Source organism: Actinomycetota bacterium (assembly GCA_041658565.1).
Lineage (GTDB): Bacteria > Actinomycetota > AC-67 > AC-67 > AC-67 > JBAZZY01.
Window position 1 is genome coordinate 83,458 of sequence record JBAZZY010000004.1, and the last position, 23,517, is coordinate 106,974.

The 23,517-nt window shown below is 64.7% G+C and carries 23 protein-coding genes and 1 pseudogene; all 24 read right to left on the reverse strand.

The features are described 5' to 3' along the window. Positions 1-14 precede the first annotated feature (14 nt). Positions 15-533 (reverse strand): hypothetical protein, encoded by a 519-nt coding sequence (locus WDA27_04315; protein ID MFA5890167.1) that lies wholly within the window; start codon positions 531-533, stop codon positions 15-17. Positions 534-604: 71 nt separating this feature from the next. Further along, entirely contained in the window at positions 605-2,260 is a 1,656-nt protein-coding gene (locus WDA27_04320) for a methylmalonyl-CoA mutase family protein (GenBank protein ID MFA5890168.1), read from the reverse strand. Then, on the reverse strand, positions 2,257-3,189 hold the full coding sequence (gene meaB, locus WDA27_04325; protein MFA5890169.1) for a methylmalonyl Co-A mutase-associated GTPase MeaB: 933 nt from the start codon (positions 3,187-3,189) through the stop codon (positions 2,257-2,259). Before meaB ends, WDA27_04320 begins: the two co-directional genes overlap by 4 nt. A 42-nt stretch (positions 3,190-3,231) precedes the next feature. After that, entirely contained in the window at positions 3,232-3,933 is a 702-nt protein-coding gene (amrB, locus tag WDA27_04330; protein ID MFA5890170.1) for an AmmeMemoRadiSam system protein B, read from the reverse strand. Positions 3,934-4,100: 167 nt separating this feature from the next. After that, complete coding sequence (locus WDA27_04335; GenBank protein ID MFA5890171.1) at positions 4,101-9,062, reverse strand: alpha-2-macroglobulin family protein; 4,962 nt, start codon at positions 9,060-9,062, stop codon at positions 4,101-4,103. A gap of 113 nt (positions 9,063-9,175) precedes the next feature. Then, positions 9,176-9,385: a hypothetical protein gene (locus WDA27_04340; protein ID MFA5890172.1), complete on the reverse strand. Its 210-nt coding sequence runs from the start codon at positions 9,383-9,385 to the stop codon at positions 9,176-9,178. Positions 9,386-9,689: 304 nt separating this feature from the next. Next, entirely contained in the window at positions 9,690-10,100 is a 411-nt protein-coding gene (locus WDA27_04345; GenBank protein MFA5890173.1) for a hypothetical protein, read from the reverse strand. A 3-nt stretch (positions 10,101-10,103) separates the two neighbouring features. Then, on the reverse strand, positions 10,104-10,526 hold the full coding sequence (locus tag WDA27_04350; GenBank protein MFA5890174.1) for an SCP2 sterol-binding domain-containing protein: 423 nt from the start codon (positions 10,524-10,526) through the stop codon (positions 10,104-10,106). A gap of 77 nt (positions 10,527-10,603) precedes the next feature. After that, positions 10,604-11,425, reverse strand: coding sequence for a CPBP family intramembrane glutamic endopeptidase (locus tag WDA27_04355; GenBank protein MFA5890175.1), 822 nt, complete (start codon positions 11,423-11,425; stop codon positions 10,604-10,606). A 9-nt stretch (positions 11,426-11,434) separates the two neighbouring features. Beyond that, positions 11,435-12,709 carry a UDP-N-acetylglucosamine 1-carboxyvinyltransferase gene (murA, locus tag WDA27_04360; GenBank protein ID MFA5890176.1) on the reverse strand — a complete coding sequence of 425 codons (1,275 nt, stop codon included), beginning with the start codon at positions 12,707-12,709 and terminating at the stop codon, positions 11,435-11,437. A gap of 52 nt (positions 12,710-12,761) precedes the next feature. Further along, positions 12,762-13,160: an ATP synthase F1 subunit epsilon gene (gene atpC, locus WDA27_04365; GenBank protein MFA5890177.1), complete on the reverse strand. Its 399-nt coding sequence runs from the start codon at positions 13,158-13,160 to the stop codon at positions 12,762-12,764. Beyond that, positions 13,160-14,614 carry a F0F1 ATP synthase subunit beta gene (gene atpD, locus WDA27_04370; protein ID MFA5890178.1) on the reverse strand — a complete coding sequence of 485 codons (1,455 nt, stop codon included), beginning with the start codon at positions 14,612-14,614 and terminating at the stop codon, positions 13,160-13,162. The genes atpC and atpD overlap by 1 nt, the downstream gene beginning before the upstream one ends. A gap of 26 nt (positions 14,615-14,640) precedes the next feature. Then, positions 14,641-15,543 (reverse strand): F0F1 ATP synthase subunit gamma, encoded by a 903-nt coding sequence (locus WDA27_04375; protein ID MFA5890179.1) that lies wholly within the window; start codon positions 15,541-15,543, stop codon positions 14,641-14,643. A gap of 33 nt (positions 15,544-15,576) precedes the next feature. Next, positions 15,577-17,121 (reverse strand): annotated as a pseudogene (gene atpA / locus WDA27_04380) (F0F1 ATP synthase subunit alpha). A gap of 1 nt (position 17,122) precedes the next feature. After that, the gene (gene atpH / locus WDA27_04385; GenBank protein ID MFA5890180.1) at positions 17,123-17,665 is read right to left on the reverse strand and encodes an ATP synthase F1 subunit delta; all 543 of its coding nucleotides are present in this window, start codon (positions 17,663-17,665) and stop codon (positions 17,123-17,125) included. Then, on the reverse strand, positions 17,665-18,210 hold the full coding sequence (gene atpF, locus WDA27_04390) for a F0F1 ATP synthase subunit B (GenBank protein MFA5890181.1): 546 nt from the start codon (positions 18,208-18,210) through the stop codon (positions 17,665-17,667). The genes atpH and atpF overlap by 1 nt, the downstream gene beginning before the upstream one ends. Positions 18,211-18,223: 13 nt before the next feature. Beyond that, positions 18,224-18,436, reverse strand: a complete 213-nt coding sequence (gene atpE / locus WDA27_04395) for an ATP synthase F0 subunit C (GenBank protein MFA5890182.1) — start codon at positions 18,434-18,436, stop codon at positions 18,224-18,226. A gap of 94 nt (positions 18,437-18,530) precedes the next feature. Continuing rightward, complete coding sequence (atpB, locus tag WDA27_04400; protein MFA5890183.1) at positions 18,531-19,322, reverse strand: F0F1 ATP synthase subunit A; 792 nt, start codon at positions 19,320-19,322, stop codon at positions 18,531-18,533. Then, positions 19,319-19,723 (reverse strand): hypothetical protein, encoded by a 405-nt coding sequence (locus WDA27_04405; protein MFA5890184.1) that lies wholly within the window; start codon positions 19,721-19,723, stop codon positions 19,319-19,321. The genes atpB and WDA27_04405 overlap by 4 nt, the downstream gene beginning before the upstream one ends. Beyond that, positions 19,720-19,992 (reverse strand): AtpZ/AtpI family protein, encoded by a 273-nt coding sequence (locus WDA27_04410; GenBank protein ID MFA5890185.1) that lies wholly within the window; start codon positions 19,990-19,992, stop codon positions 19,720-19,722. Before WDA27_04410 ends, WDA27_04405 begins: the two co-directional genes overlap by 4 nt. Before the next feature lie 100 nt (positions 19,993-20,092). Then, on the reverse strand, positions 20,093-21,229 hold the full coding sequence (locus WDA27_04415; GenBank protein ID MFA5890186.1) for an MraY family glycosyltransferase: 1,137 nt from the start codon (positions 21,227-21,229) through the stop codon (positions 20,093-20,095). Between the two features lie 9 nt (positions 21,230-21,238). Next, positions 21,239-22,528, reverse strand: a complete 1,290-nt coding sequence (gene glyA, locus WDA27_04420; GenBank protein ID MFA5890187.1) for a serine hydroxymethyltransferase — start codon at positions 22,526-22,528, stop codon at positions 21,239-21,241. Beyond that, positions 22,525-22,989 (reverse strand): ribose 5-phosphate isomerase B, encoded by a 465-nt coding sequence (gene rpiB / locus WDA27_04425; protein MFA5890188.1) that lies wholly within the window; start codon positions 22,987-22,989, stop codon positions 22,525-22,527. Before rpiB ends, glyA begins: the two co-directional genes overlap by 4 nt. Before the next feature lie 53 nt (positions 22,990-23,042). Beyond that, positions 23,043-23,510 carry a hypothetical protein gene (locus WDA27_04430; GenBank protein ID MFA5890189.1) on the reverse strand — a complete coding sequence of 156 codons (468 nt, stop codon included), beginning with the start codon at positions 23,508-23,510 and terminating at the stop codon, positions 23,043-23,045. Positions 23,511-23,517: the final 7 nt, after the last annotated feature.

Sequence of the window (23,517 nt, forward strand, 5' to 3'; positions counted from 1 at the left end):
CCCCCATTCTGTCGTCACTCTTCGGTTCCGGAAACCCGCACCGGCCGTCCATCCAACACCAGACGGATCTGCTCCACTCCGGCGAACCCCTCCCACCTGTCGAGCGCAAGCATCGACTCGAGCGTGGCGTGACCCACCCGGCACCCTCGCGGAGGAGGGATCGTGACCGCCCTCACCGTCACGATCGCGCCGGCCCGCTCGACCGACTCGGTCCGCACGCCCGCCTCAGCGCAGGACGAACTCGCCCACCATACGGCGAGTCCGGCCTGCCGTCCGAAATCCACTTCCGGCAGCATCACGTCGGCGTCCGGCCGGCAGTCCGTCTCGCGGTCGAACACATCGATCCACTCCGCCTCGTCGGTCGCCAGAGCCCACTCGGGCGCCTCGACGCACGACGGACCGGCCCGCTCGACCAGCGCGCGAAAACGCACGTGCTCCGGCGATGCGACCGGCGACGACGACGGCACCACCGTTCCCGAGCATGCCGTCAGGACGACGAAGACCGTGGGAAGGAGTCGGATTGTGCGTCTCATTGATGTCAACAAGGTACAACCGCAGTGTCCCGACACCTCGCATGCAGGATACTCCGTGCTGCGATCGAGAACTAAAAGCGCGGAACTTCGCGGTATTCGCCGAAGACCTCTCGCATCGCGCCGATGATCTCGCCCTCAGTCGCCGACGCGCGCGCGGCCTCAACTATTAACGGGATGAGGTTCCGATCGGTGCGGGAGGCTTCCTGCAAGTTCTTCAAAGCAGCATCCGTCGCGGCTTGGTCCCGCTCCGCGCGCAGCGCCGCCAGACGCGCGCGCTGCTCGGCCTCGACCTCGGCCGAGATCCGCAGAACCTCGATCGGGCTGGAAGTAGACTCCTCAAACTCGTTCACCCCGACTACGACCCTGCGCTTCTCCTCAATACGGATTTGGTCGCGGAAGGCCGAGTCCGCCAGCTCCTGTTGGAACCATCCCGTCTCGATCCCGGCGAGAACTCCAGGCAGGATCCCCTTGTCGCCGCCGAGTCGCTCGATGCGACTGAAGTACTCCTCCGCGCGCGCCTCGATCTCGGTCGTCAACCGTTCGATGAACCACGATCCGCCGAGCGGGTCGATAACGTTTGCCACTCCGGTCTCGTGCGCGATCACCTGCTGGGTTCGCAGCGCGATTTCGGCAGCCTCGGCCGTCGGCAAGGCAAGGACCTCGTCGAGCGCGTTGGTGTGCAGCGACTGAGTTCCCCCGAGCACCGCCGCGAGCGCCTCGATGGCCGTGCGCACAACGTTGTTGTAGGGCTGCTGCGCGGTCAGCGACACGCCGGCCGTCTGAGTATGGAACTTCAACATCTGCGCCTTTGGATCGGTCGCTCCGTAGCGATCACGCAACCAGCGCGCCCAAATCCGCCGCGCGGCCCGGAACTTCGCGATCTCTTCAAAGAAGTCCACGTGCGCATCAAAGAAGAATGACAGCTGCGGCGCCAAAACATTGACGTCCATCCCCCGGTCGCGACCGAGTTCGACGTAAGCGAACCCATCGGCGAGCGTGAAGGCGAGTTCCTGCGCAGCAGTCGCTCCCGCCTCGCGAATGTGGTAGCCCGAGACCGAGATCGGGTAGTACTTGGGCATCTCGGCGGAGCAGAACTCGAGCAGATCCCCGATCAAGCGAAGGTGCGGCTTCGGAGGAAAGCACCACTCCTTCTGCGCGATGTACTCCTTGAAGATGTCCGTCTGCAGCGTCCCGCCCAGATCCCGCCACGCGACCCCTTGACGCTCGGCCGCGACCAAGTACATCGCGAACAGAACCACCGCCGGTCCCGAGATCGTCATCGACGTGGTGATGTCGCCGAGCGGAATGCCGCTGAACAACTCTTGCATGTCGGCGACGCAATCCACCGCCACCCCGCAGTGACCGATCTCACCGGCCGATCGCGGATCGTCGGAGTCGCGGCCCATCAGCGTCGGCATGTCGAACGCGACCGACAAGCCGGTCCCGCCGCGCGCCAGGAGCATCCGGTAGCGCTCGTTGGTCGCGCGCACGTCCCCGAATCCCGAGAACTGCCGCAGCGTCCACAGACGCCCCCGGTACATGCTTGGGTAGATGCCGCGTGTGTACGGGAACTGCCCCGGGTAGCCGATGTCGCGGTCGAAGTCGATCCCGTCGAGATCCTCGGGCCCGTAGAGCGGCTTGAGCGCCTCGCCCGACAAACTGTCGAAATCGGCGTCGCGCAAACGCCCCTTTCCGTGCTCGTGCTCCCAGCGCTCGCGATCGCTCATGATGCTCCCAGTCTATCGGCGGCCGCATACGGGTCGAGACGCCCCTCGAGCACCTCGGCGGCAAGGTCGTCGAGTTGTCCGTTGGAACCCGGTTCGCCCACGCGCGCGCGCAAACCCGCCAGCGCGATCTCGCGGATCTCGCGGGCCAAGCGGCGCAAGCGGCGCGCGCGCAGACCCCCGCCCGATTCTTGGTGAGCGCGGTGGTCCTCGATCGCCTTCCACGCCTCAGAGACGCCGATTCCACGCTCCGCCTCGGTCTGCAGAACCGGCGGAGTCCAGTCCGTCGCGACTCCAAGATGAAGCATCTGCTCAATGTCCCGCTTGGTCTGTGCGGCATCGGGCTTGTCGGCCTTGTTCACGACGAAGACGTCGGCGATCTCCAGAATCCCAGCCTTGTTCGCCTGCACCGAGTCGCCCATCCCCGGCGCGAGCACGACCAGGGTCGTGTCGGCCGCAAGCGCAACGTCGACCTCGGCCTGCCCCACCCCGACCGTCTCCAGAATGATCACGTCGTAAGCCGCGGCGTCGAGCACGCGAAGCGCATGCGGAACCGCCCACGCCAACCCGCCCAGGTGCCCGCGCGTCGCCATCGACCGGATGAACACGCCTTCGTCGGTTGCGTGTTCTTGCATCCGCAAACGGTCGCCGAGGAGCGCGCCTCCGGTGAACGGAGACGAAGGATCGATCGCGAGAACCGCAACCTTGCGGCCGGTCGCGCGCACCACGGACACCAGCGCGGATGCAAGCGTCGATTTCCCGGCTCCCGGAGACCCCGTCAGTCCGACAACGTACGCGTTTCCGGTTAGGGGTCCAAGCGCGCGCACAACGTCGGCCAGGCGCGGGTCTTCATCTTCGACGAGCGAGATCAGGCGGGCGATCGTGCGCCGGTTCCCGTCGCGCAGCGACGCGGCCATCTGCTCGGGGTCCATCCGCGCATCATATCGGGAGCGACCGAGGTCTCGACCTCGTCGCTACGGCAGTCGGAAGTAGCCGACGACGTAGCTCGTAACCGCTCGATCCGACGAACTGCCAACCGACGCGGAGTCCGTATCGGCCAACAGCTCGAAGCGCGTCGCCCCGAGTAGGCGTGCGACCTCTGCAACCACGGCGAGCGCGGCCGACGAATCCGTGTGGTCGTTCCCAAGTCGGAGGGCACCGTTCACATCCAGGTTCCAAAGAACTCGGATCGACTCCCTGTTGAGGCGCCGCGCTTGCGACACGGTCGCACGGTGGGCGAAATCAACCGACGCCACGATGACGGTGTCCTCGTCGCACAGCGCAGCGATGGAACCCGCGAACTCCTTCACCACCTCGCGTCGCGGATGGCTGCGCAACGCCACAGGCACCAGACTCGCGCCCGGCATGAAATAGCCGACGACCGGGACCAAGCCCGCAACCGAATGCTCCCGAGACAGAACCTCCGGCTCCACACGCGCCAACCCCGTCGCCATCAGGCGTCGGATGGCCAGCCGGTCCCCTCCCACACGCCCGTACGGAGTGGACCATTCCCACAGGCTCGTTGAAGAGGTGGACCATCCCGCCCCGGTGTGATTCGGTCCAATCAGGATCACTCTCTTCCAGTCCCTCGTCTCGTCGAGAAGTTGGAAGGCATGCGAGATGAGCGTCCCCGCGTTCCAGTCGTGCGGAACGATGATCGCCCTGACGCCGGTCATCGGTGATGCGTCGAGGCCCGATGGTGCGCTCAGCGCGTTGTCGAATGCCCGCCGGTCGAAGAAACGCGAATCGTGGCGCGACCCCCCTTCAGTTCGTGGTGACACGTCACCTACGAGGGGCCCTGCAACGAGAGCGAGCGACAACAGTAAACCGCTTGAGCGACGGTTCACCCGATGGCCACCGCCACAGGTTGAGAGAAAGCGATGTTCCCGGGAACCCGCTGGGACTGGATAACGGCCGGCTCGGCCACGAATTGCCCGGTCGACACCGCGCGCGCGTAGTAGACGATCGGCGCTCGATCTGGATCGTCGGTCGAGACGCAGAAACTGACGCGCTGCCCCTCGACAGCGTAGGGGAATCTCGTCCCGCCCTCATCCTCTGCGTACTCGTCGGCGTAGATCATCCTTTCGTTCGTCACTGCTCGCAGTCCGGACGGCAGGAGGTCGGTAACCTCGTGACACCCGGAGGCCGCGCGGTCCTTGTTGATACTCCAGGAGAGAGAGATGCGAACGAGGGAGTCGACCCGCAGATTCACCACCGAACCACCCGTTCCGTTGTACGAGCGGCGAAGACTGAGCCACGGATCGGACGGTGCGGTCGCGTCGATCGGCGCAGGGAACGACCATGAGACCCCGAGCCGCCCTTCGATGACGCGCAGACCGAGCGAACGACTCTCCTTTGGTAGGAGGCGTAGCACCAGGGACTCCCCCCGCGGCAGCGTACGCTCCACTCGCTCTCCCGCCTGCTCGTAACTGATGCGAACGGGATCCGACGCGAGATTCGGCAGGACCGACGTCAAGTAGCCAACCTGCTCGAGTCCGGTCAGGAAATCATCCGGGATCTCCCGTGACGAGAACTCGAACATCCCCGGCGCACCCTCGTCCGACAACAGCGCGCCAAGTGTCGCGCCAAGCGAGGTCGCCTCGATCACATCATCGCGGCTCCCCGGCACTCGCAAACGGATGGCCCTTCCCTGAGCTTCGGCGAAGGTGCCGACTAGACCCGAGTACATGCGGCGAGCCGTGTCGTCGTCCCCGAGTTCGGCGGCGGCCAGCCCGACGTACAACCGCTCCTTCGCGCTGAGATCGCCTCCTTCACTCAGCAGCCGCACATCCTGCACTAAAGGCTCGGAAAGGGATGCCAGCCCGTAGAGCGAGACGATGGAACGCTCCCGAGTGGACTTCGGGTCGTTCATCACATGGCGGAGGTACCCCGCCAGGCGGGTCCGGTCGAAGCGATCGGCGGCGAGACTCGCGATGCGCGCGCTCAGTGCTACGTCGCTGTCGGCGTACGGATAGATGGCAATGCCGCCATCGTCCGCCTGGTAGCGAGAGGCCTTGAATTCGGCTTCGTCCTCCCGGATCTCCTCGCCGAAGTACTCGGCCAGCAGTTCTCTCGAGAGTCGACGAGCGAGGACCTGATCGACGCGGTCTCCGCCGTCCACGGAAAGCGAGCGCAACACCGGGTAGTAGCGTCCCCGGTTCCGATCGGTCAGCACAAGACTGGCGGGTCTCGAACCGCCGAGTTCCCCGAGATCCACCTCTCCGGCGGACGCCTCACGGAACCCCGTACCCACGGCTTGAAGCCGGGAGTCTCGCACGTTGATCGTCCGCACGACGGCGTCCGTCCCGGCGGTAGATGTGAGTCGAATCGTTATCCTGTGCGTCCCCTCCGTCAGCGGCGGAAGCGGGATATCGACGGCCGAGAACGCACTCCCGCGAAGGACCGTATCTTCCGCCTTCAATGAGGGGGCCGACAAGGTGAACTCAAGCGGATCCCCAGCACTCAACGCGCTCCCATACGCGCGAGCGCGAACCGCCGGACGCTCTCCGACGAGGTAACTGTCGTTCATCGCCAAGGCGATGAACGCGGGGAGCCCGACCTCGACACCCGCGGTCGACGTTCCCGCGTGGAGATCCTGCGTGACCGCGACGGCCGCGATCCTCCAGGACGTGAGATTGTCTGGCACTCGAAACGCGACCCGCGCGCGGCCATGGGTATCCGTCACGACGCGCTCAAACAAGGGGACGTCCTGGAACTCATCCCGGGCCTCCCCTTCGCCACCCCCTCCGAATCCGGGGTCTTCGGTCACGTGCGAAGCACGGGTCGCCCAGATGCCTGACGAAATCGGCTCGTACAAGGCCGAGAGAATGTCGTTCCCCCAGTCGAAATCGCCGTCCTCCAGGGAAACGAGCGCCTCGTCGACCGCCGTCACAAGGACCTCGGCCCGCACGGGACGGTCCGCTTCGTCCCGCACAGCAACCCGGATATTCGCGGTCTCCCCGGGACGATAGCGGCCGCGATTGGGGGTCACATCGATCTTCAGACGGCGGGCATCGAGGTCGAGGCCCACCGAAACCGGCTCCGTTTCCCGGTATCCCTTGCCCGTGAATTGAACGCCAAACATAGAGACGTTCGGAACGTCTTTCTCGGTTGCCGCAAACGAGTATGCGGGTACCCGCTCGACCGAATAGTCCCGCAGTCCTTTCTGGGCCTTGATGAAGATGTAACGGCGGTGGCGCCCTGCGGGCAAGGCCCGACTCCCTTCCCTCATTGCCAGTTCCACTCGATCGCCCACCCGGAAGGGCGGAGGCTCGCCGAGTTCAAGCTGGAATGAAGCGACCTCCTCGCCGCCCCACGCGAAGAGGTCCACCGAGTACGTCCTCACCATGTCGTCTTCTGCGGAAAGGAGGATCTCGTACGAGACCTCTTTCTCCACTGGGAACGGAATGCGGAATCGACCACGCGCGTCCGTACGGGTCTCCTCGGTGCCAACGACGCTTTCGCGCCTCTCCTCGGTGTAGGTCGGGCGAGACGCCTTCTCAATCGGGTCGTACTCCACCCCGTCCTGGACGCGGACCCAATCGACCCGGACTATCCTTGCGCGCACGCGACGACCGGCATCCGGCCCCGCCTCCCAATCCTCGGACTCTCCCCGGTTGATGCGCGATAGATCCACCCGGGCAGACGACCCCTCGACAATGGCTTCCTTACCCCGGATTACTGTCTCCGCATCGAGGGACGTCGCCGCCGAGAACACCTGCACCTGGCCCCAACCGGCAACGTCGCCCTCACCGCCTTCGGGGGCCGAAACCGTAATCTGCCCATCCTCGGGCACGCCCCGTTCATCCATGCGGGCGACCTCGGTCACGACCGCTTCACCTCGAGAATCTGTCCGCACCGTCCCCTTGGCGAACCCTTCGTACGAGAGAAGGGCACCGACTACTGGCGAACCCTCGAAGAACCGCGCGCTCAAGTGCCAGCGAACTTGCTCCCCGACAAACACCGCGCGCGGAGACGAAGTCACGGTCACCTGGTACGCGGGCTTGACGAAGTCTCGCACCTCGATCGCCGTCGAAGCGAGGACCTGATCTCCCACCCTCGCCTGCAACGTGTACCACCCAGGCGCGACCTGCTCGATAGGGAGAGAACCGATGAAGGTTCCTCGATCACTCGTGGTCACACTGCGGCGCGCGACGACGTAGGGACCCTCCTCCTCCCACGCGTAGTCGCCGGTGATCTCAAGTGTCACCCGAAGCGGAACCGCCTTTGTGCGCGCGCGCGCAAGCCCCCACAAGCGAACCAAGTCCGTGGGTCGGTAGACGTGACGCTCCGCGTAAAGAAAACGCCAGTACCCCTCGGGATCGCCTTCGAAAGGGTAGGAGAAGTACTGACTTGTGGGGGCGCGCCTGAGATCCAACGGGATCACGGCGGACCTGCCGTCGGACGCGGTGACGATGAGATTCCCATCGTCGCCGGTGGGGAAGACGGCAACGCCGTCGGACCCCGTCTTCGTCCGGACCTCTCCCGTCGTCGACCGAACCGTCGCGTTTGCTAGAGGGGCCTCCGTCGCAAGATCGTTCACCCAGACCAGAGTCGATGTCTCGGTGACGGCGACGTAACTGGACACTTCGGTGACCTGGAGCCACGTGAAACTCGGCACGCCATCCAGATCCACTTCGACCAGGTAGTACCCCGGCGGCAGAGGCCGGGGGAACCGTAGTGAGGACCCCCCTGCCGAATCCTCCAAGTTCGTCCGGAACGACGTCGCGCGAGGCAGACCGCTCGTGTCCACCGGTTCCAATTCGGTGTCGTACCCGGACCACCCCGTCGGCAGGGATCGCCCGAGGAGTTTCGTGAACTCATCTGTCCCACGCATGCGATACACCGTGACCGCAACGGCAGGCGAAGCCGAGTCTCCCCCCGACCAGGCCCCAAGAACCGGGGCGCTGGCGGGGGACGCCTCCCACACCGGCCGATGGAAGGTGATCCGAGGACGCTCTTCGTCCGGCTCGCCGTCGTCCTCGTCGCTCCCCGTCCGAAACCGGAACGCCAGGTCCTCCTCCGCCTTCAGGTCGGACCCATCCATCCCCACTCCGCGGTCGAGCCGCACGGCGTACTCCGTCTCTTCCTCCAAATGGAACGGGACGAACACAATGGCACGTCCATGAACTTCGAATCGTCCTCGAACCGCCGGCTCGATGTGGAATCGCTCTTCAACACGGCGGACCCCACTGTGACTGAACGTCAACTCGATCCCCACATTGGTGGGAACCTCCGTCGCGCGATCACGGGGCAACGTCTGAACGACCCGCAGCGGTTCCCGAACCTGAATCGCCCATCGGTGGAGCGCACGCGTCCCGGCAGAGTCCATGAGCGCGATGCGGTACATCCCGCCCTCGGCAAGCACTCGACTCGGACGAAGGTGAAATCTCGTGCCGGCCGACGGAATGGCGTCGGCTTTCTCTCCTACCTGCTCAACCTCGAACTTCACCGGAGGTTCGCTTCGCAGCCGTTCAGCGAGGGCGGCGGCCCCGATGCTCGTCGACGACTCGAAAAGAAACGAACTTCCCGGCGCGACTCCCGAGGAGTCCGCCTCGGCCGCGACCAGTTTGTAGCAGGCGGTCGAAGGTGCTGGACGGACCGGTCTCCAACGACTTCCTGCCGGAGCCGACGTCCCCACAGTCGGCGCGACACCGCACTCGACGGGACGGAGAGAGACGGACTTCGGATTGAATACCGCTACCGCCCCAATGGCCAACACCGCGGCCGCAGCCGCAGCAATCTTGCGAGCACCCGGACGCACCTCACCCGACTGTGGCCTACGACCCAAGCCCAACGCGCTCATTGCCCCCCGATCATTGATCATTGATCATTGATGGCCGGATTGTAGCCATGCGCGTGGTGCGTAACGGTATGTCCGATCGGCCACGATCCTCCGCAGAGGCCCCAGGATGCCGCCTACTCGGGCAGGCCGGTGATCCGCAGCGAGGCGCTCGCGCCGTGGCGGAGATCGATGCTGATAAGCACAGTCGTGTACGCCTCGACGTAGCGAGAGATCCACAAAGGCCCGGCGTCCACCGGGCGCAGCCCAATGTCCCGAACCAGCCGCCAGACGATCTCCTTCGCATCCTCATCGTCGCCGCGGACGATGGTGTCGGAGTCAATCACCTCATCGACGTTGGCGAACCGCGAGAGCGGGATCTCGTGGAACGCGCACGCGACCCGCGAGCCGGGTGCTCGCGCTGCACTCGATCACGCACGGCAAGGATCACCGCATCCAAACCCGGGATGATCTCGCCGTTCAAGCCGCACTCGACATTCGCGCCCGGAGCCATGTCGCTTACGCGACGGCATGCGCGCGCGGCGCTGTTCACGGACCGGGATCCGAGGAGGAATACATCATGCCCGGCGCGGCCGAGGCGCGCGCCGAGCCCGATCCCCGCGGGCCCGGCCCCTCCTACGAACGCGATTCTCAGGCGACCGACAGCAGCTTCTGCAGCCGCGTCAGCAGGCGCGGGTGCGCCAACATCCCTCGCACCTTGACCTCGCCCTTCAGAATCTTGCCTATCAATGCGCGCCCCTGTGTCGTCCGGACATCAGGCCTCCCCAACCACAGCGGCACGCCCGACATCTCCATCAACGTCGTGGAGTCGCACTCAATCGATAACGCCGGCTTCGTCGCCGCCATGCCCACGGTCAGCCGCCCCGATCCAAACACGAGCCCCGCGGTCACTTCGGCGTCGACCGCGCGCACATTCACCGCTCCCCTCACCCCATCCAGCAACGACGCCCGGCGGGGGTGGGTCTCGATGTTCTGGCGCACCAAGTCTGCCAACATGGTCGCAAAGCCGTCGGCCTCCGGCGTAACGACGACGCGCTCCACCGCCTATGCCTCGTCGACAAACTGCGGCGAAAGAGACGCCGCAAGGTCGACCAATACGTTGGTCGCCTTGACGTAACGAACGATCGTCGGCAAGTCTCCCTTGAGCTTGAGCTTGCCCTGCATCATGCCCTTGAGCGGGTCGAGTTCCTTGAGGATGACTTCCTTCCAGCGGGAGTACGGCGCGCGAATGATGAACTTCGCCTTCTCGCCTTCTTCCTGGCCGACGTCGTACTTCGCGCCCCGACACTTCCCGTGCCACAGGTCGATCCACGCCCACACGTCGTTGGGAACGCCCTTGTCGGGTTCAGCCTCAAAGACGTACGACAGGTCGCCCTCCCACGTGGCGGCGGCCTCCTCGTAGTCCTTGGACGCGTTGATGAGTTCGACGTACTCGTCCATCCACTCCTTGCTTGGGAAGACGCTCATGCAGTCCCTCCTCCTGGGCCCAACCGGACCCCACGCTCGGTACGCGGGCGGAGTCTACTCAGTGGTGGCGCGAAGACTCAAGCGCGCGAGACGAGAACGAACTGAAAGATGAACCCCACTGCGTTGAACACCATGTGCGCAAAGATCGCCGGCACGAGGCTATCCCGTCGCTCAACCACACGTGCAAGCAAGATCCCAAGGACGAATATCGGAGGCATGACCAGCGGGATGAAGTGCGCTACCGCGAAGATCGCAGCCGACAGAAAGGTCGCAGGCCACGGCTCCGCCCAGCGCCTCAGCGCTCGATAGACGAACCCCCTGAAGAAGATCTCCTCAGCGATGGGCGCCAGGATCACGACACCCAGGGCGATCAAGACAAGACTCCACCCACCCGGCGCATTCTGCAAGGGAATCTGTTCGGGCTGCTCGACCGGACGTCCCGTAACGCGCTCAATTGCTTGAGTCACAACGATGCCGGCGCCGTAAGCCGCGGCCAATCCAAAACCGGCGGTCTTGAGTCCCAGGATGACGTTCTCACGAGTGAATCCCCGCAAGCCCAGCACTTCATAGTCGGCTCGATGAAGCGCCCGCACCCACAGCAGAACAATGCCGGCCAATGCCGTTTCGTTCACGACGATCCCGATCATCGTGACGAGATCCCGATCTTCGACCAGGATGGCAATCGGCACACCTACGAGCGCAGTGACCACGAGCGCAAGGACCTGAATGGGGATCCCCGCGCGCGCGCGCCAGGGCACCGCGCATCGATCGCTCGACCCAGCCTCACTCGTGGGCGCGGTTCCTGCGTCGATGAGGTCGAGAGTGCCCCCACAACTGACGCAGTATCGTGCCCAGGCGGAGACCGGCTGCCCGCAGTTCGGGCACGGACGTGCGCTCACGTGCGACGCCTACGCATCAGGCACTTCGTCCCTCGCCGGCGCGCGCACGATGGCGGCGCCCAGCGACGCCAGCTTGGTCTCGAGCGCCTCGTACCCCCGGTCGATGTATTCGAGCCCCGTCACCTCGGTCGTTCCTTCGGCGGCGAGTGCCGCGATCACCAGGGCTGCGCCGGCGCGAATGTCGGGCGCGCGCACCGGAGCGGCCTGCAACCCAGGCCGTCCACTGATAACGGCATGGTGCCCTTCGGTGCGAATGTCGGCGCCCATCCGGACGAGTTCGTCTACGAACATGAACCGGTTCTCGAAGACATTCTCCGTCGCGATACAGGTCCCCTCAGCGACAGAGCACAAGACCATCATCTGGGGTTGCAGGTCCGTGGGAAACCCCGGGTAGGGCAACGTGACGAAGTCAACGGCGCGCGGACGCACGTGCATCGCGAGGCGAATACCTTCGGGAAGCACTTCGACCTCGGCGCCGGCGTCGGCCAACTTCGCCAAAACGACCTCCAAGTGATCGGCGCGCGCATTACGGACGGTGACGTCGCCTCCGGTCACCGCGGCCGCTATGAGGAAAGTTCCGGCTTCGAGCCTGTCGGGGATCACGGTGTGCTCGGCCGTGGGATGAAGCTCGTCCACTCCGTCAACCACGATCGTCTGCGTCCCCGCGCCTGAGATCTGCGATCCCATCGCCACCAAGAACGCGGCCAGATCCTGGATCTCGGGGTCGCGCGCGGCGTTCTCGATCACGGTCGTACCCTTGGCCAGCGTCGCCGCCATCACGAGGTTCTCGGTCGCACCGTGCGAGGGCCAATCCAAGGCGATATCGGCGCCGTGCAGATCGCCGGACGCATCCAGATACCCGTGATCGAAGCCGACCGTCGCCCCCATGCGTTCAAGGCCCTTGAGATGCAGATCGATCTTGCGTGAACCGATGTTGCATCCGCCCGGCATCGCAACACGCGCGCGCCCCAAACGCGCCAGCATCGGCCCCAACACCACGATCGACGCACGCATTTGCCGAACCAGGTCGTACGGCGCCTCGTGCCCCGGCTCCGCAGGAACTGTGATCTCCATCGTGCCGGCGCTTTCACCGACCGTGCATCCGAGTCGCTCGAGCAGTCGAGCCATCGTGCCGATGTCGGCGATGTCCGGAACCTCTCGCAGCAGCGTCGTCCCCGGGCACAGCAGCGAAGCCGCCATCAGCTTGAGTGCGGAGTTCTTCGCTCCGCCCACGCCGACGGCGCCGCGCAGCGGAGTCCCTCCCGAGATTAGGTAGCGGTTCATCGACACGATTCTATGGGGTGTGCGGCTCCGGGCCCGAGGGCGCGTCGGGAGGCTAACCGACCCCGATGATCTGCTGAAGAGCTTCGGCGCGCGCCAACTGCCGCTTCACGGCCGCCGATTCCGCCTCCGACGTCAGCCTGCGGCGCAACTCCTCGATCTCGGCCGAGACTGCCGCGGAATCCGCCTGGGACGGCAGAATCGCGTACTCGGCGAGCACGATCACCTTGTCGTCCTTCACCTGGAGGAAACCACCGTCTACGAGCATTCTCTCCGTGCGGTCACCGCGCTGGATCTTGAGCGCTCCCACGCCGAGCGCGATCAGTAATGGAGCGCGGCCGGGAAGGATTCCAACATCACCTTCAATCCCGTGCGCCAGCACGAACGTGGCGTCCTCGGCGACGATGACTTCTCGCTCCGGCGTGACGACCTGGATGGTCAGCGATCCTGCCACTAGGCCCCCTCGACACCCATCTCGCGCGCCTTGGCCAGGACCTCGTCGACCCCGCCCACCATGTAGAAGGCGGGCTCGGGAATGTGGTCCAGGTCTCCCCGGCTCAACGCGTCGAAGGCCTCGATGGTGTCCTTCACGGAAACGTACTTGCCCGGCGAGCCGGTGAACTGCTCGGCGACGAAGAACGGCTGCGAGAAGAACTTCTCAACCTTGCGCGCGCGCGCGACGGTGAGCTTGTCCTCTTCCGACAACTCGTCGATACCAAGGATCGCAATGATGTCTTGCAAGTCCTTGTACTTCTGCAGGATCTGCTGGACGGTTCGCGCGACGCGGTAGTGGTCCTCACCGACGTAGCGCGCGTCCAGGATTCGGCTCGACGATGTCAGCGGGTCGACCGCCGGATAGATCCCCTTCTCCACGATCGAACGTTCCAGACGCGTGATTGCGTCGAGGTGAGCGAAGGTCGTGTGCGGCGCCGGGTCCGTGTAGTCGTCGGCGGGAACATAGACGGCCTGCATGGAAGTGATCGAGCGGCCCTTGGTCGAGGTGATGCGCTCTTGCAAGAAGCCCATCTCGCCGGCAAGCGTCGGCTGGTAGCCGACCGCCGACGGCATGCGGCCGAGCAACGTGGAGACCTCGGAGCCTGCCTGCGTGAAGCGGAAGATGTTGTCCACGAACAGCAGCACATCCTGGCGCATGACGTCGCGGAAGTACTCGGCCATGGTCAGACCCGCAAGCGCGACGCGAAGACGCACGCCGGGCGGCTCGTCCATCTGACCGAAGACAAGCGCCGCCTTCTCGAGAACGCCGGACTCCTTCATTTCGAGCCACAGGTCGTTGCCCTCGCGAGTGCGCTCGCCGACGCCGGCGAACACCGACACACCACCGTGCTGGCGCGCGACGCGGTAGATCATCTCCTGGATGACAACGGTCTTGCCGACTCCGGCGCCGCCGAACATCCCAATCTTTCCACCCTTGACGTACGGCTCGATGAGGTCGATGACCTTGATGCCGGTCTCGAACATCTCGAGCTTCGGCTCCAGTTCGTTGAACGGCGGCGGGTCCCGGTGGATCGGCCAGCGCTCGGTGATCTCGACGGTGGTCGGGTCGGAATCCAGGGGACGCCCGACGACGTTCCACACGTGCCCGAGGGTTGCGTTGCCGACCGGAACGGTGATCGGCGCGCCGGTGTTGATCGCTGTTGCTCCGCGGCGAAGGCCGTCGGTCGGCTGCATGCAGATCGCGCGCACGGTCGCGTGGCCGACGTGCTGAGAAACCTCGGCGATGATCGTTGCGCGCCCTTCCCCCACCTCGCGCTCAATTTCGAGTGCAGTGTTGATCTCCGGGAGGTGCTCGGGGGGGAACTCGACGTCGACCACCGGGCCGACGATCTGCACGACCCTGCCCTCGGCACGCTTCTGCGCCTGGGTTGCCGCCTGCTCGGTCATTGCCATCTGTGCTCGCCCCTCTTTACGTCGCTCTAGCCGACGGTAGCTTTTTCTTCGGAACGAAGCGCTTCCGCTCCGCCGACAACTTCCATGATCTCACTGGTGATCTCGGCCTGACGCTCACGGTTCGCAATCCGCGTGTAGACCTTGACCAATTCCTCGCCGTTCTCGGTCGCCGCCTTCATCGCCCGCCGGCGCGCGGCGTGCTCACTGGTCGCCGACTCAAGCAAGCAGGCGAAGATGACTGTGTTGACGTAGCGAGGCAACAGGAGCGACAAGATCTCCGACGGCTCGGGCTCGAAGTCGTAAAGCGGAGTAATCGCGCCCGCCTCCAGCGTGACGTCTTCCTTGCGGATCGGCAGAATCTGCACCGACGTCGCCGACTGACTGCCCGACGACCGGAAATCGGTGAATGCGATCCGGACCTCGTCGAGTTGTCCCGAGATGAACTCCTCAACCAACGTGGCTCCCAGGGCCTCGGCTGCCTCGAAACGAGGCGTGTCCGAGATCCCGAGAGTTGAGGACGCGATCGGGTAGTTGCCGAACCGGAAGAACGCCAGTCCCTTCTTGCCGATGACGTGCAAGCGCACATCACGTCCGGCTTCGCGGGCTTCGCGGATCAGACCGACACCTTCGCGAATGACGCTGGAGTTGTACGAACCCGCCAGCCCCCGGTCGCTGGTGATCACCACGACGCCCGAGGTCTTGATCTCATCGCGCGGCTTCAGCAGGGGGAACTCGTGAGCCACCTCTCCGACGCCGGCCAGCTCGCGAATGGCCTCCTGGATCCTGCGTGAGTACGGACGCGCCTGGGATAACCGGCCCTGGGCTTTGGCGATACGCGAGGCCGCCACCAGTTCCATAGCCCTGGTGATCTTGGTAGTGGACCGGATCGATTCGATCCGGTTCTGCATCTGCCGTGACTTCGCGCCCATGCCCGTCGCCCGCTAGCTTGCGGAGTTGCCCCGGTTTGCGGCCCGGAATTGCTCGGAGAAGTCCTTGATCGCAGCCTCGAGCGCGTCCGAGTTCTCCTTGCCGAGGGTCCCTGCCGTTGCCATCTCCTCAACGACGGCCGGCAAGCGCGAGTGGATGAACTCCACCAACTGCGCTTCGAACCGCTTGACGTCGGAAACCGGCACGTCGTCCAGGGCGCCCTTGGTTCCCGCGAAGATCGCGATGACCTGATCCTCGACCGCAATGGGGGAGAACTGCGCCTGTTTCAGTAACTCGACCATGCGCCCGCCTCGGGCGATCTGGGCCTGCGACGCCTTGTCGAGTTCGGAGCCGAACGCGGCGAATGCTTCCAACTCGCGGTAGCTCGCGAGATCCAGACGCAGCGAGCCGGCAACACCCTTCATCGCTTTGACCTGTGCGGAACCACCGACTCGAGACACCGACGTCCCAACGTTGATTGCCGGACGCACGCCGGATAGGAACAGGCTCTCATCCAGGAAGATCTGCCCGTCGGTGATCGAAATCACGTTCGTCGGGATGTACCCCGAGATGTCGCCGCCCTTGGTCTCCACAATTGGGAGCGCCGTCAGCGATCCGCCGCCGAGTTCATCCGACAGCTTCGCCCCGCGCTCGAGCAGCCGCGAGTGCAAGTAGAAAACGTCTCCGGGGTAGGCCTCACGCCCAGCCGGGCGCCGAAGCAACAGCGAGATCTCGCGGTAGGCCTCGGCCTGCTTGGACAGATCGTCGTACACGACCAGCGCGTGCTCACCGTTGTACATCCAGTGCTGGCCGATCGCCGAGCCGGAGTAGGGCGCCAGGTACTTGAAGGGCGCCGGGTCACTGGCGCCGGCGACAACGACGACCGTGTACTCCAGCGCACCGCTGTCCCGAAGCGCTTGCACAACCTGCGCAACCGTCGAGTCCTTCTGACCGACCGCGACGTAGATGCACTTCACCTGACGCGAGGTTCCCCAGAACCTGCGCTGGTTGATGATCGTGTCGATGGCGATCGCGGTCTTGCCGGTCTTCATGTCGCCGATGATCAGCTCTCGCTGTCCGCGACCGATCGCCGTCATCGCGTCGATAGCCTTGACGCCGGTGTAGAGCGGCTCCTTCACCGGCTGGCGTTGCACCACCGAAGCCGCCTGAACTTCCAGCGGCCGACGGCCGGCAATCTTCGACGCATCCAAAGGCGGTCCGCCGTCGATCGGATTTCCCAGCGCGTCCACAACGCGGCCGAGCAGCGCATCGCCGACGGGAACCGAGAGGATCTCGCCCGTGAGCTTGACCGAATCCCCTTCCTCGATCGACGCGGGGTCGCCGAGAATCACAGCGCCGATCTCGTCTTCGTCGAGGTTCAACGCGAGACCGAAGACCCCACCGGGGAACTCCAGGCGCTCGTTCGCCATGCAGCGCGGCAATCCCGACACGCGCGCGATTCCGTCGCCGGAGTACGTGACTCGGCCGACCTCCTCACGTTCGAGCGTCGGCTTGAAGTCCTCGATGTGCTTCCGCAGGACGTTCGATATGTCTTGGGGATCGATAGTCAACTCAGCCATCTCAACTTCTCCCGAAATGCTCTTTCGCAAGTTGCAACCGCCGGCGAACAGACGCGTCAAAGACGGTGTCTCCGACCTGTGCCACCAGACCGCCGACGACTGCGGGGTCCACCAACACTTTCAACTCAACCTTCTTGCCGGTGGCCGACTCCAGCGCCGCCTTCAGACGCTCCCGCTGACCGTCGTCGAGGTGCACTGCCGAGCGAACCGTGGCGATCGCCTTGTTCCCCTCGGTCGCGGCCAAGCGCGACATCGCATCGATGATCGCCGGGAGGTCGCGAGCGCGGCCCTGTTGCACCAGAAACGCCAGCAAGTTGACCGTGTGCTGAGACGCCTTCGGGCCGAGAAGCTCTCGGATAACAGCGGCACGCCGGTCAGTCGGAACGTTGAGATCGACCAGCGCATCGCGAAGCGACGACTCTGTCTCCAGGGTCCGAGCAAACCGGAAGAGTTCGTCCCCGACCTGCTCGAGTGCCCCCTCGGCCTTTGCGACCTGAAACAGCGCAGCCGCGTAGCCCTGGGTGCGCGGGTCCGCGGCGCCCATCAGTTGTTCCCGCCCCCGCTTCCGCTGCCGATTAGATCCTCGATCGCGCGGTCGACGAGCGCGCGCTGTGTCGCGTCGGAGGAGAGTTCCTTTTCAATCACGCGAGATGCAAGCTGGATTGACCAGTCCCCGAGCGACGTCCGAAGCTGATCGAGCGCGCGATCGCGCTCTCCGGCCACGTCGGCACGCGCGCGCACCAAGACCGCCGCAGCCTCTTCCTCGGCCTTGCGGACGATGTCGGCCTTGACCGCCTCGGCCGTGCGCTTCCCCTCGTCGATGATTCTTTGCACCTCGACGCGCGCCTCCGCCAGCTGCACGCGGTACTGCTCGAGCACCTGGTCGGCTTCGCGCTTGACGCGCTCGGCATCCTCTAGCCGCCCTTGAATCTGACGACTACGGTCTTCCAGGACCTTCTTTGCCTTCGGGAACGCCAGCTTGAGCAGGGCGACCACCAGCACGAGGAACGCAATCGAGCCGAATACCAACTCGTCCACGTTCGGCAGAACCCGCAGGTTGTGGCTGACTTCGGCCAGCAACGTCACCATGTGCACTCGCCCCTTACTTGAGGATGAAGAAGAGCACGAACCCAAGCAGGGCCAGTGCTTCGGTCAACGCGAAGCCGATGTACATCACCGGCTGCACGAGGCTCTGCGCCTCAGGCTGGCGGGCAATCGCCTCGATGGCCTTACCAAACACGATGCCGATGCCGATGCCGGGGCCGATAGCGGCGAGACCGTACACAAGGCCCTTGCCGATCGGCGCGAAGTCCATGGTCGTCGTGGCCTGCTGGGCCAGCACAACCAGCGATGCGAGAATGTGCATGCGTCCTCCCTACTTTCCGCTCGACTCCCGAGCGACTCCCGTCCTAGTGATGCGCCTTCTGCGCGCCGGCGATGTACACGGCCATCAGAATGGTGATGATGAAGGCCTGCATGAATGCAACGAATATCTCGAACCCCATGAAGATGACGCCGAACCCGAACGGCAATATGAAGGTTGCCTTTCCGATTCCGCTGGCGAAGAACACACCGGCGCTGAGGAACAGCACGGTGAGGAGCATGTGTCCGGCAACCATGTTGGCGAAGAGTCGAAGGGCCAGCGTGGCGGGCCGGATGATGATCGTTGAGATCAACTCGATCGGCGCCAAGATGAAATACACCAGCACCGGTACGCCCGGCGGGAACATCATGTTCTTGAAGTAGCCGATCGGCCCCTGGTTCTTGATCCCGATGGCGTTGTAGATCACCCACGCAATCACTGCGAGCAGTGCCGGATAAGCCGTGCGGCTGGTGATCGGGAACTGGACCCCCGGGATGATTCCCATCAGGTTCAGCAGCAGCACCCAGAAGAACACGATGGTCAGGTACGGCGTCCAGCGAATGGCCTCCTCACCCAAGACCGGCCCGGTGATTTGCTTGGTGACGAATTCGATTCCGGCTTCCGCCAAGTTCTGCGATCCAGTCGGCACTACTTTCGGCCGGGCGAATGCCTTCAAGAAGAACAGAGCCAAGAGAGCGGTGACCCCGAACATGACCAAGGTCGGGTACGTGACTTCCAGCGGACCGATGTTGAACAACGTTTCGTAGTTGAACAACTCGCCGGCCGACGGAACCTCGAAGGGCTTCGACGCTGCCAGCAGTGCAAGTGCGAACGTCACGATCTCTCCTCCAGGAATGCCAGTGCGATCCACGGTGTGCGCATCCAGCGCACAGCCTCGATCCCCTGCACTGCGACGACACACGCGCCGAACGCGAGTGCGAACACCGGCAGGTCGATGAATCCAGCAGTGCTCAGAGCCACAAGTGCGGCGATCACGCCGGCCATACGCGCGAAGAAGCTCGGCAGCGCCACGGCGGCCGAGGCCAGCGTCGAGACCTTAGCGGCGGTCGCGCTGATGAGCGCCCCAACGGCCGCGTTGGCCAGCACCAAACCGATAGCCAGCAGCACGGACAGTGCCGCCTCGGGGCCGCGCGCAAGGAACATCAAAGCACCGGCCGGCCCAGCCGCGATCGCGCCCCACTTGAGGGCTCCCCGCACGATCCGAAACTCTGCGCTCACTTAGTTTCCTTCTTGGCGCGCGCCTGAGCGCTTGCCGTCTGCCGTTGTGCCCGGAGCCACAGGACGTAGACGCCGGCCGCATGTCCCACGACCACACCGACCACGAACAGCGCCGGCCACGTGTGAAGAACCCGGTCAAGGCCGTACCCGATTGCGCCCCAGACTGCGATTGCCGACACAAGGTCGGCGACCATCGTCCAGGCGTCCCCCGCACCAATCCACAGTTCACTACGTGACCGGTCGGTGATGGGTGGCATTCTAAGGGTCACCCCCTGATCCAAGTCAAAACGATCGGAAGAAGCGATTTTCCAGGTAAACAGCCACTTCCGCTACATCGCAGTGGGATCTGCGAAGTGAGCGCAAAAGTCGTCATCGCGACCCCGCGGGTCGTCCGGATCCAGCAGAGACCACCTGTGACTTCCGTTCGCGCCGCATCCACCGCGGAACCACAACAACGCTCACCACCAGCAAGCCGAATATGCCCACCGACACAAAGCGCCAGACCACGCCCGGCCCGAGCGCGAGCGCAATCGTGGCCCCGGCGAGAAGTGCGCTCCACATGTACATCACGAGCACCGCCTGGCGGTGGTTGCGCGCCATCCCGAGCAGCCAGTGGTGGATATGGCGCTTGTCCGGATGGAACACCGGACGACGTCCGCGGACGCGACGCAGGACCGCAAACCCCGCGTCGGCCAGCGGGATGGCAAGCACCAGCAAGGGCATCAACACAGGAACGATGAATCCCGGAACGTCAATGAATCGCGGCTCGGTAGTTCGGCTGATTCCGCTGACCGTGGCGCTGGCCAGCAACAACCCAAGCATCATGCTGCCGACGTCCCCCATGAAGATCCGCGCAGGGTTGAAGTTGTGAGGCAGGAACCCGACCCCCAGACCCACGACGATCGCCGTCAGCAACTCAGCCGTGGTCGCCTGACCGGGAGTGGTCTGGTATGCGTAAGCAAACAGAGTCACGGCCGCGATCGTCGTCACGCCGATGGCAAGTCCATCCAGGCCGTCCACCAAGTTCACCGCGTTGATCAGAGCGATCGCCCACAACACCGTCAGCAGGGCCGACAGATCCGCCGACAGCGAAAGCACCCCGATCCCCGGCACCCAGAAGTACACGAGCTGAACACCAAGCAAGACCAGGACTCCCGCCGCCAGCAATTGACCGACGAGTTTCGTCCGAGCCTTCATCCCGCGGACGTCATCCACGATCCCTAGAACAAGCACTACCGTCGCAGCCAGAAGAACGGCCGCCGGCTCCGAAGACGTTCGAAACAAGTTCTCGAAGGATCGAGCCGGTAACAGCATGGCCACGAGCATCGCCGCGGCAAAGCCCGCGTAGAGGCCGACGCCACCCAGCGTCGGCGTCGGCTCGGAGTGCACCTTGCGATCGTCCGGGACGTCAACCGCGCCCACGCGCAGCGCCGCCCGGCGAACAAGCGGGGTCACCAAATACGTGACCCCCGCCGCCACAGCGAAGACGACGAGGAATGGTTTCACGGTTCTCGGCTAGGCGCCGACGGAAATCCCCGGAGCCGGGAAACGCCCACACGTTTCAGCGATCTCGCCGCGCACTCGCGCGGCCGTCGATTCGTCCTCCGGCGCTTCCACAACACGCGTGATCCACGCCGCGATCTGCCCCATCTCGGCCTCCTTCATGCCTCGAGACGTCACGGCCGGAGTGCCGATCCGAATCCCGGAAGGATCAAAGGGCTTGCGAGGATCGAAGGGAACCGTGTTGTAGTTCAACTCGATGCCGGCCCTGTCGAGTGCTTTGGCCGCCACCTTGCCCGTAATCCCCTTGTTCGTGAGATCGATGAGGATCAAGTGGTTGTCCGTCCCGCCCGAAACCAAGTCGAAGCCGGCACTCAACAACCCGACCGCCAGCGCCTTCGCGTTCAAGACGATCTGGTGCGCGTAGTCGCGGAACGCCGGGCGCGCGGCCTCGGCAAGGGCGACGGCGATCGCAGCAGTGGTGTGGTTGTGCGGCCCACCCTGCAAGCCCGGGAACACCGCCTTGTCCAAGACGGATGCGTGGGTCTTTCGCGACAAGAACATAGCGCCGCGGGGCCCCCTCAACGTCTTGTGCGTCGTCGTGGTCACGACGTCTGCCACCGGAACCGGGGACGGGTGGGCGCCGCCGGCGACCAATCCGGCGATGTGCGCGATGTCGGCCGCGAACACCGCTCCAACCTCGCGCGCGATCTCTGCGAACACCTCGAAGTCGATGATCCGTGGAACCGCCGTGCCTCCCGCCCAGATCAGGGCCGGGCGCTCCCGCTTCGCGATGTCGCGGACCTCGTCGTAGTCGATTCGGCCGGTCTCCTTCGCCACGCCGTACTGGACCGACCGGAAATACTTCCCAGTGATCGAGACGTTCCAGCCGTGCGTCAAGTGACCACCGTGCGGCAGCGCCATCCCCATCACCGTGTCGCCGGGCTTCAGAAAGGCCAGGTACACGGCAAGGTTGCAGGGAGACCCCGAATACGGCTGCACGTTCGCATGCTCGGCTCCGAACAGCGAGGTCGCCCGCTCGATCGCCAGCGACTCGATCTGATCGATCACCTGCTGGCCCTCGTAGTAGCGCTTGCCCGGGTACCCCTCGGAGTACTTGTTCGTCAGCACCGAGCCGGTCGCGGCCAGCACGGCGTGTGAGACGTAGTTCTCCGACGGAATCAGCCGAATGGTGTCACGTTCGCGACGCTCTTCGGCCACGATTAGGTCGGCGACCTCGGGATCGGACGCGCGCAAGGCATCCCATGCGATCCGGACCGGATCCCCCGCACCCTGCTGAGTCATGCTCCGTACTCCTTCTTCAGCCGCGCCTCGAGCGCGGCGATGTTTGCGAGGCGCGCCTCATGGCGCGCGCCCTCGAACGGGGTCGTCATCCACACGTGCAGGATTCGCAACGCGACCGGCTCCCCCATCACACGCTGCCCGAGGCACAGCACGTTCGCATCGTTGTGCAGACGCGCCATTTCTGCCGTGTACAGATCGTTGCAGACGGCGGCGCGGATCCCGTGGATCTTGTTGGCGACGATGGCTTCTCCGTTGCCCGATCCCGCCACGATGATGCCTCGTTCGGCGCGCCCTTCGACGACGGCGCGGGCAACGGCCTCAGAAACCTGCGTGTAGTCGAGCGGTGACGCGTCGGTCTCGCACCCCAAGTCAAGTACGTCGTGACCCGCGTGCTGCAACGCGACATCGAACATCTGCTTGTAGCGGAAGCCCGCGTGATCCGAGCCGAGCGCAACGCGCACCCGAGCGCCTCCTCTGGGACGGGGGAAGGGGTCGGCGCCGAGTCTAACCGAACTCAGACCGAAGCATCCTCGGCGGAGACCGCAGCCGCGATGTCTTCAACGATCATCGGCAGCAGTCGCTCGATCTGCTGCGCAACGTTCTCATACGCCTGTTGCGCCGAACCCAACGGGTCCGGGACCTCCTCGCCCATCAACATCACCTTGCCCGACCGGGTCGACAGCATGGATCGGACGAAGTCCACCTGGTACTGCTCCATGCAGTAGATCCGCCAGGCCGCCTCCGCTGCGGGCCCACGCAGGTAAGTCGACCGCAAGCTGCGGGCGTCGATGTCGCGCTCCGCCATCGCGCGCACGGTTCCCTGACTAGGAGGGCGGCCGTCGTCGGCTCCGATTCCCGCCGAAGTCACCAGGAAGGCACCCGTTCCGCAGCGCTCCTCGAGCGCTCGCTGAAGCAACACCTCGCCCATGGGAGACCGGCAGATGTTCCCGTAGCACACGACGATGATCTCTTTGGGTTCCACCGCTTCC

Coding starts and splice junctions, on each gene's coding strand:
- meaB (MFA5890169.1), bottom strand. CDS start 3,189: ATGGACCCCGAGCAGATGGCCGCGTCGCTGCGCGACGGGAACCGGCGC.
- amrB (MFA5890170.1), bottom strand. CDS start 3,933: ATGACCGGCGTCAGGGCGATCATCGTTCCGCACGACTGGAACGCGGGG.
- atpD (MFA5890178.1), bottom strand. CDS start 14,614: ATGGCAATGACCGAGCAGGCGGCAACCCAGGCGCAGAAGCGTGCCGAG.
- WDA27_04315 (MFA5890167.1), bottom strand. CDS start 533: ATGAGACGCACAATCCGACTCCTTCCCACGGTCTTCGTCGTCCTGACG.
- atpH (MFA5890180.1), bottom strand. CDS start 17,665: ATGGGCGCCGCGGACCCGCGCACCCAGGGCTACGCGGCTGCGCTGTTT.
- WDA27_04350 (MFA5890174.1), bottom strand. CDS start 10,526: ATGAGCGTCTTCCCAAGCAAGGAGTGGATGGACGAGTACGTCGAACTC.
- atpF (MFA5890181.1), bottom strand. CDS start 18,210: ATGGTGACGTTGCTGGCCGAAGTCAGCCACAACCTGCGGGTTCTGCCG.
- murA (MFA5890176.1), bottom strand. CDS start 12,709: ATGAACCGCTACCTAATCTCGGGAGGGACTCCGCTGCGCGGCGCCGTC.
- atpE (MFA5890182.1), bottom strand. CDS start 18,436: ATGGACTTCGCGCCGATCGGCAAGGGCCTTGTGTACGGTCTCGCCGCT.
- glyA (MFA5890187.1), bottom strand. CDS start 22,528: ATGACTCAGCAGGGTGCGGGGGATCCGGTCCGGATCGCATGGGATGCC.
- WDA27_04335 (MFA5890171.1), bottom strand. CDS start 9,062: ATGAGCGCGTTGGGCTTGGGTCGTAGGCCACAGTCGGGTGAGGTGCGT.
- WDA27_04320 (MFA5890168.1), bottom strand. CDS start 2,260: ATGAGCGATCGCGAGCGCTGGGAGCACGAGCACGGAAAGGGGCGTTTG.
- WDA27_04375 (MFA5890179.1), bottom strand. CDS start 15,543: ATGGGCGCGAAGTCACGGCAGATGCAGAACCGGATCGAATCGATCCGG.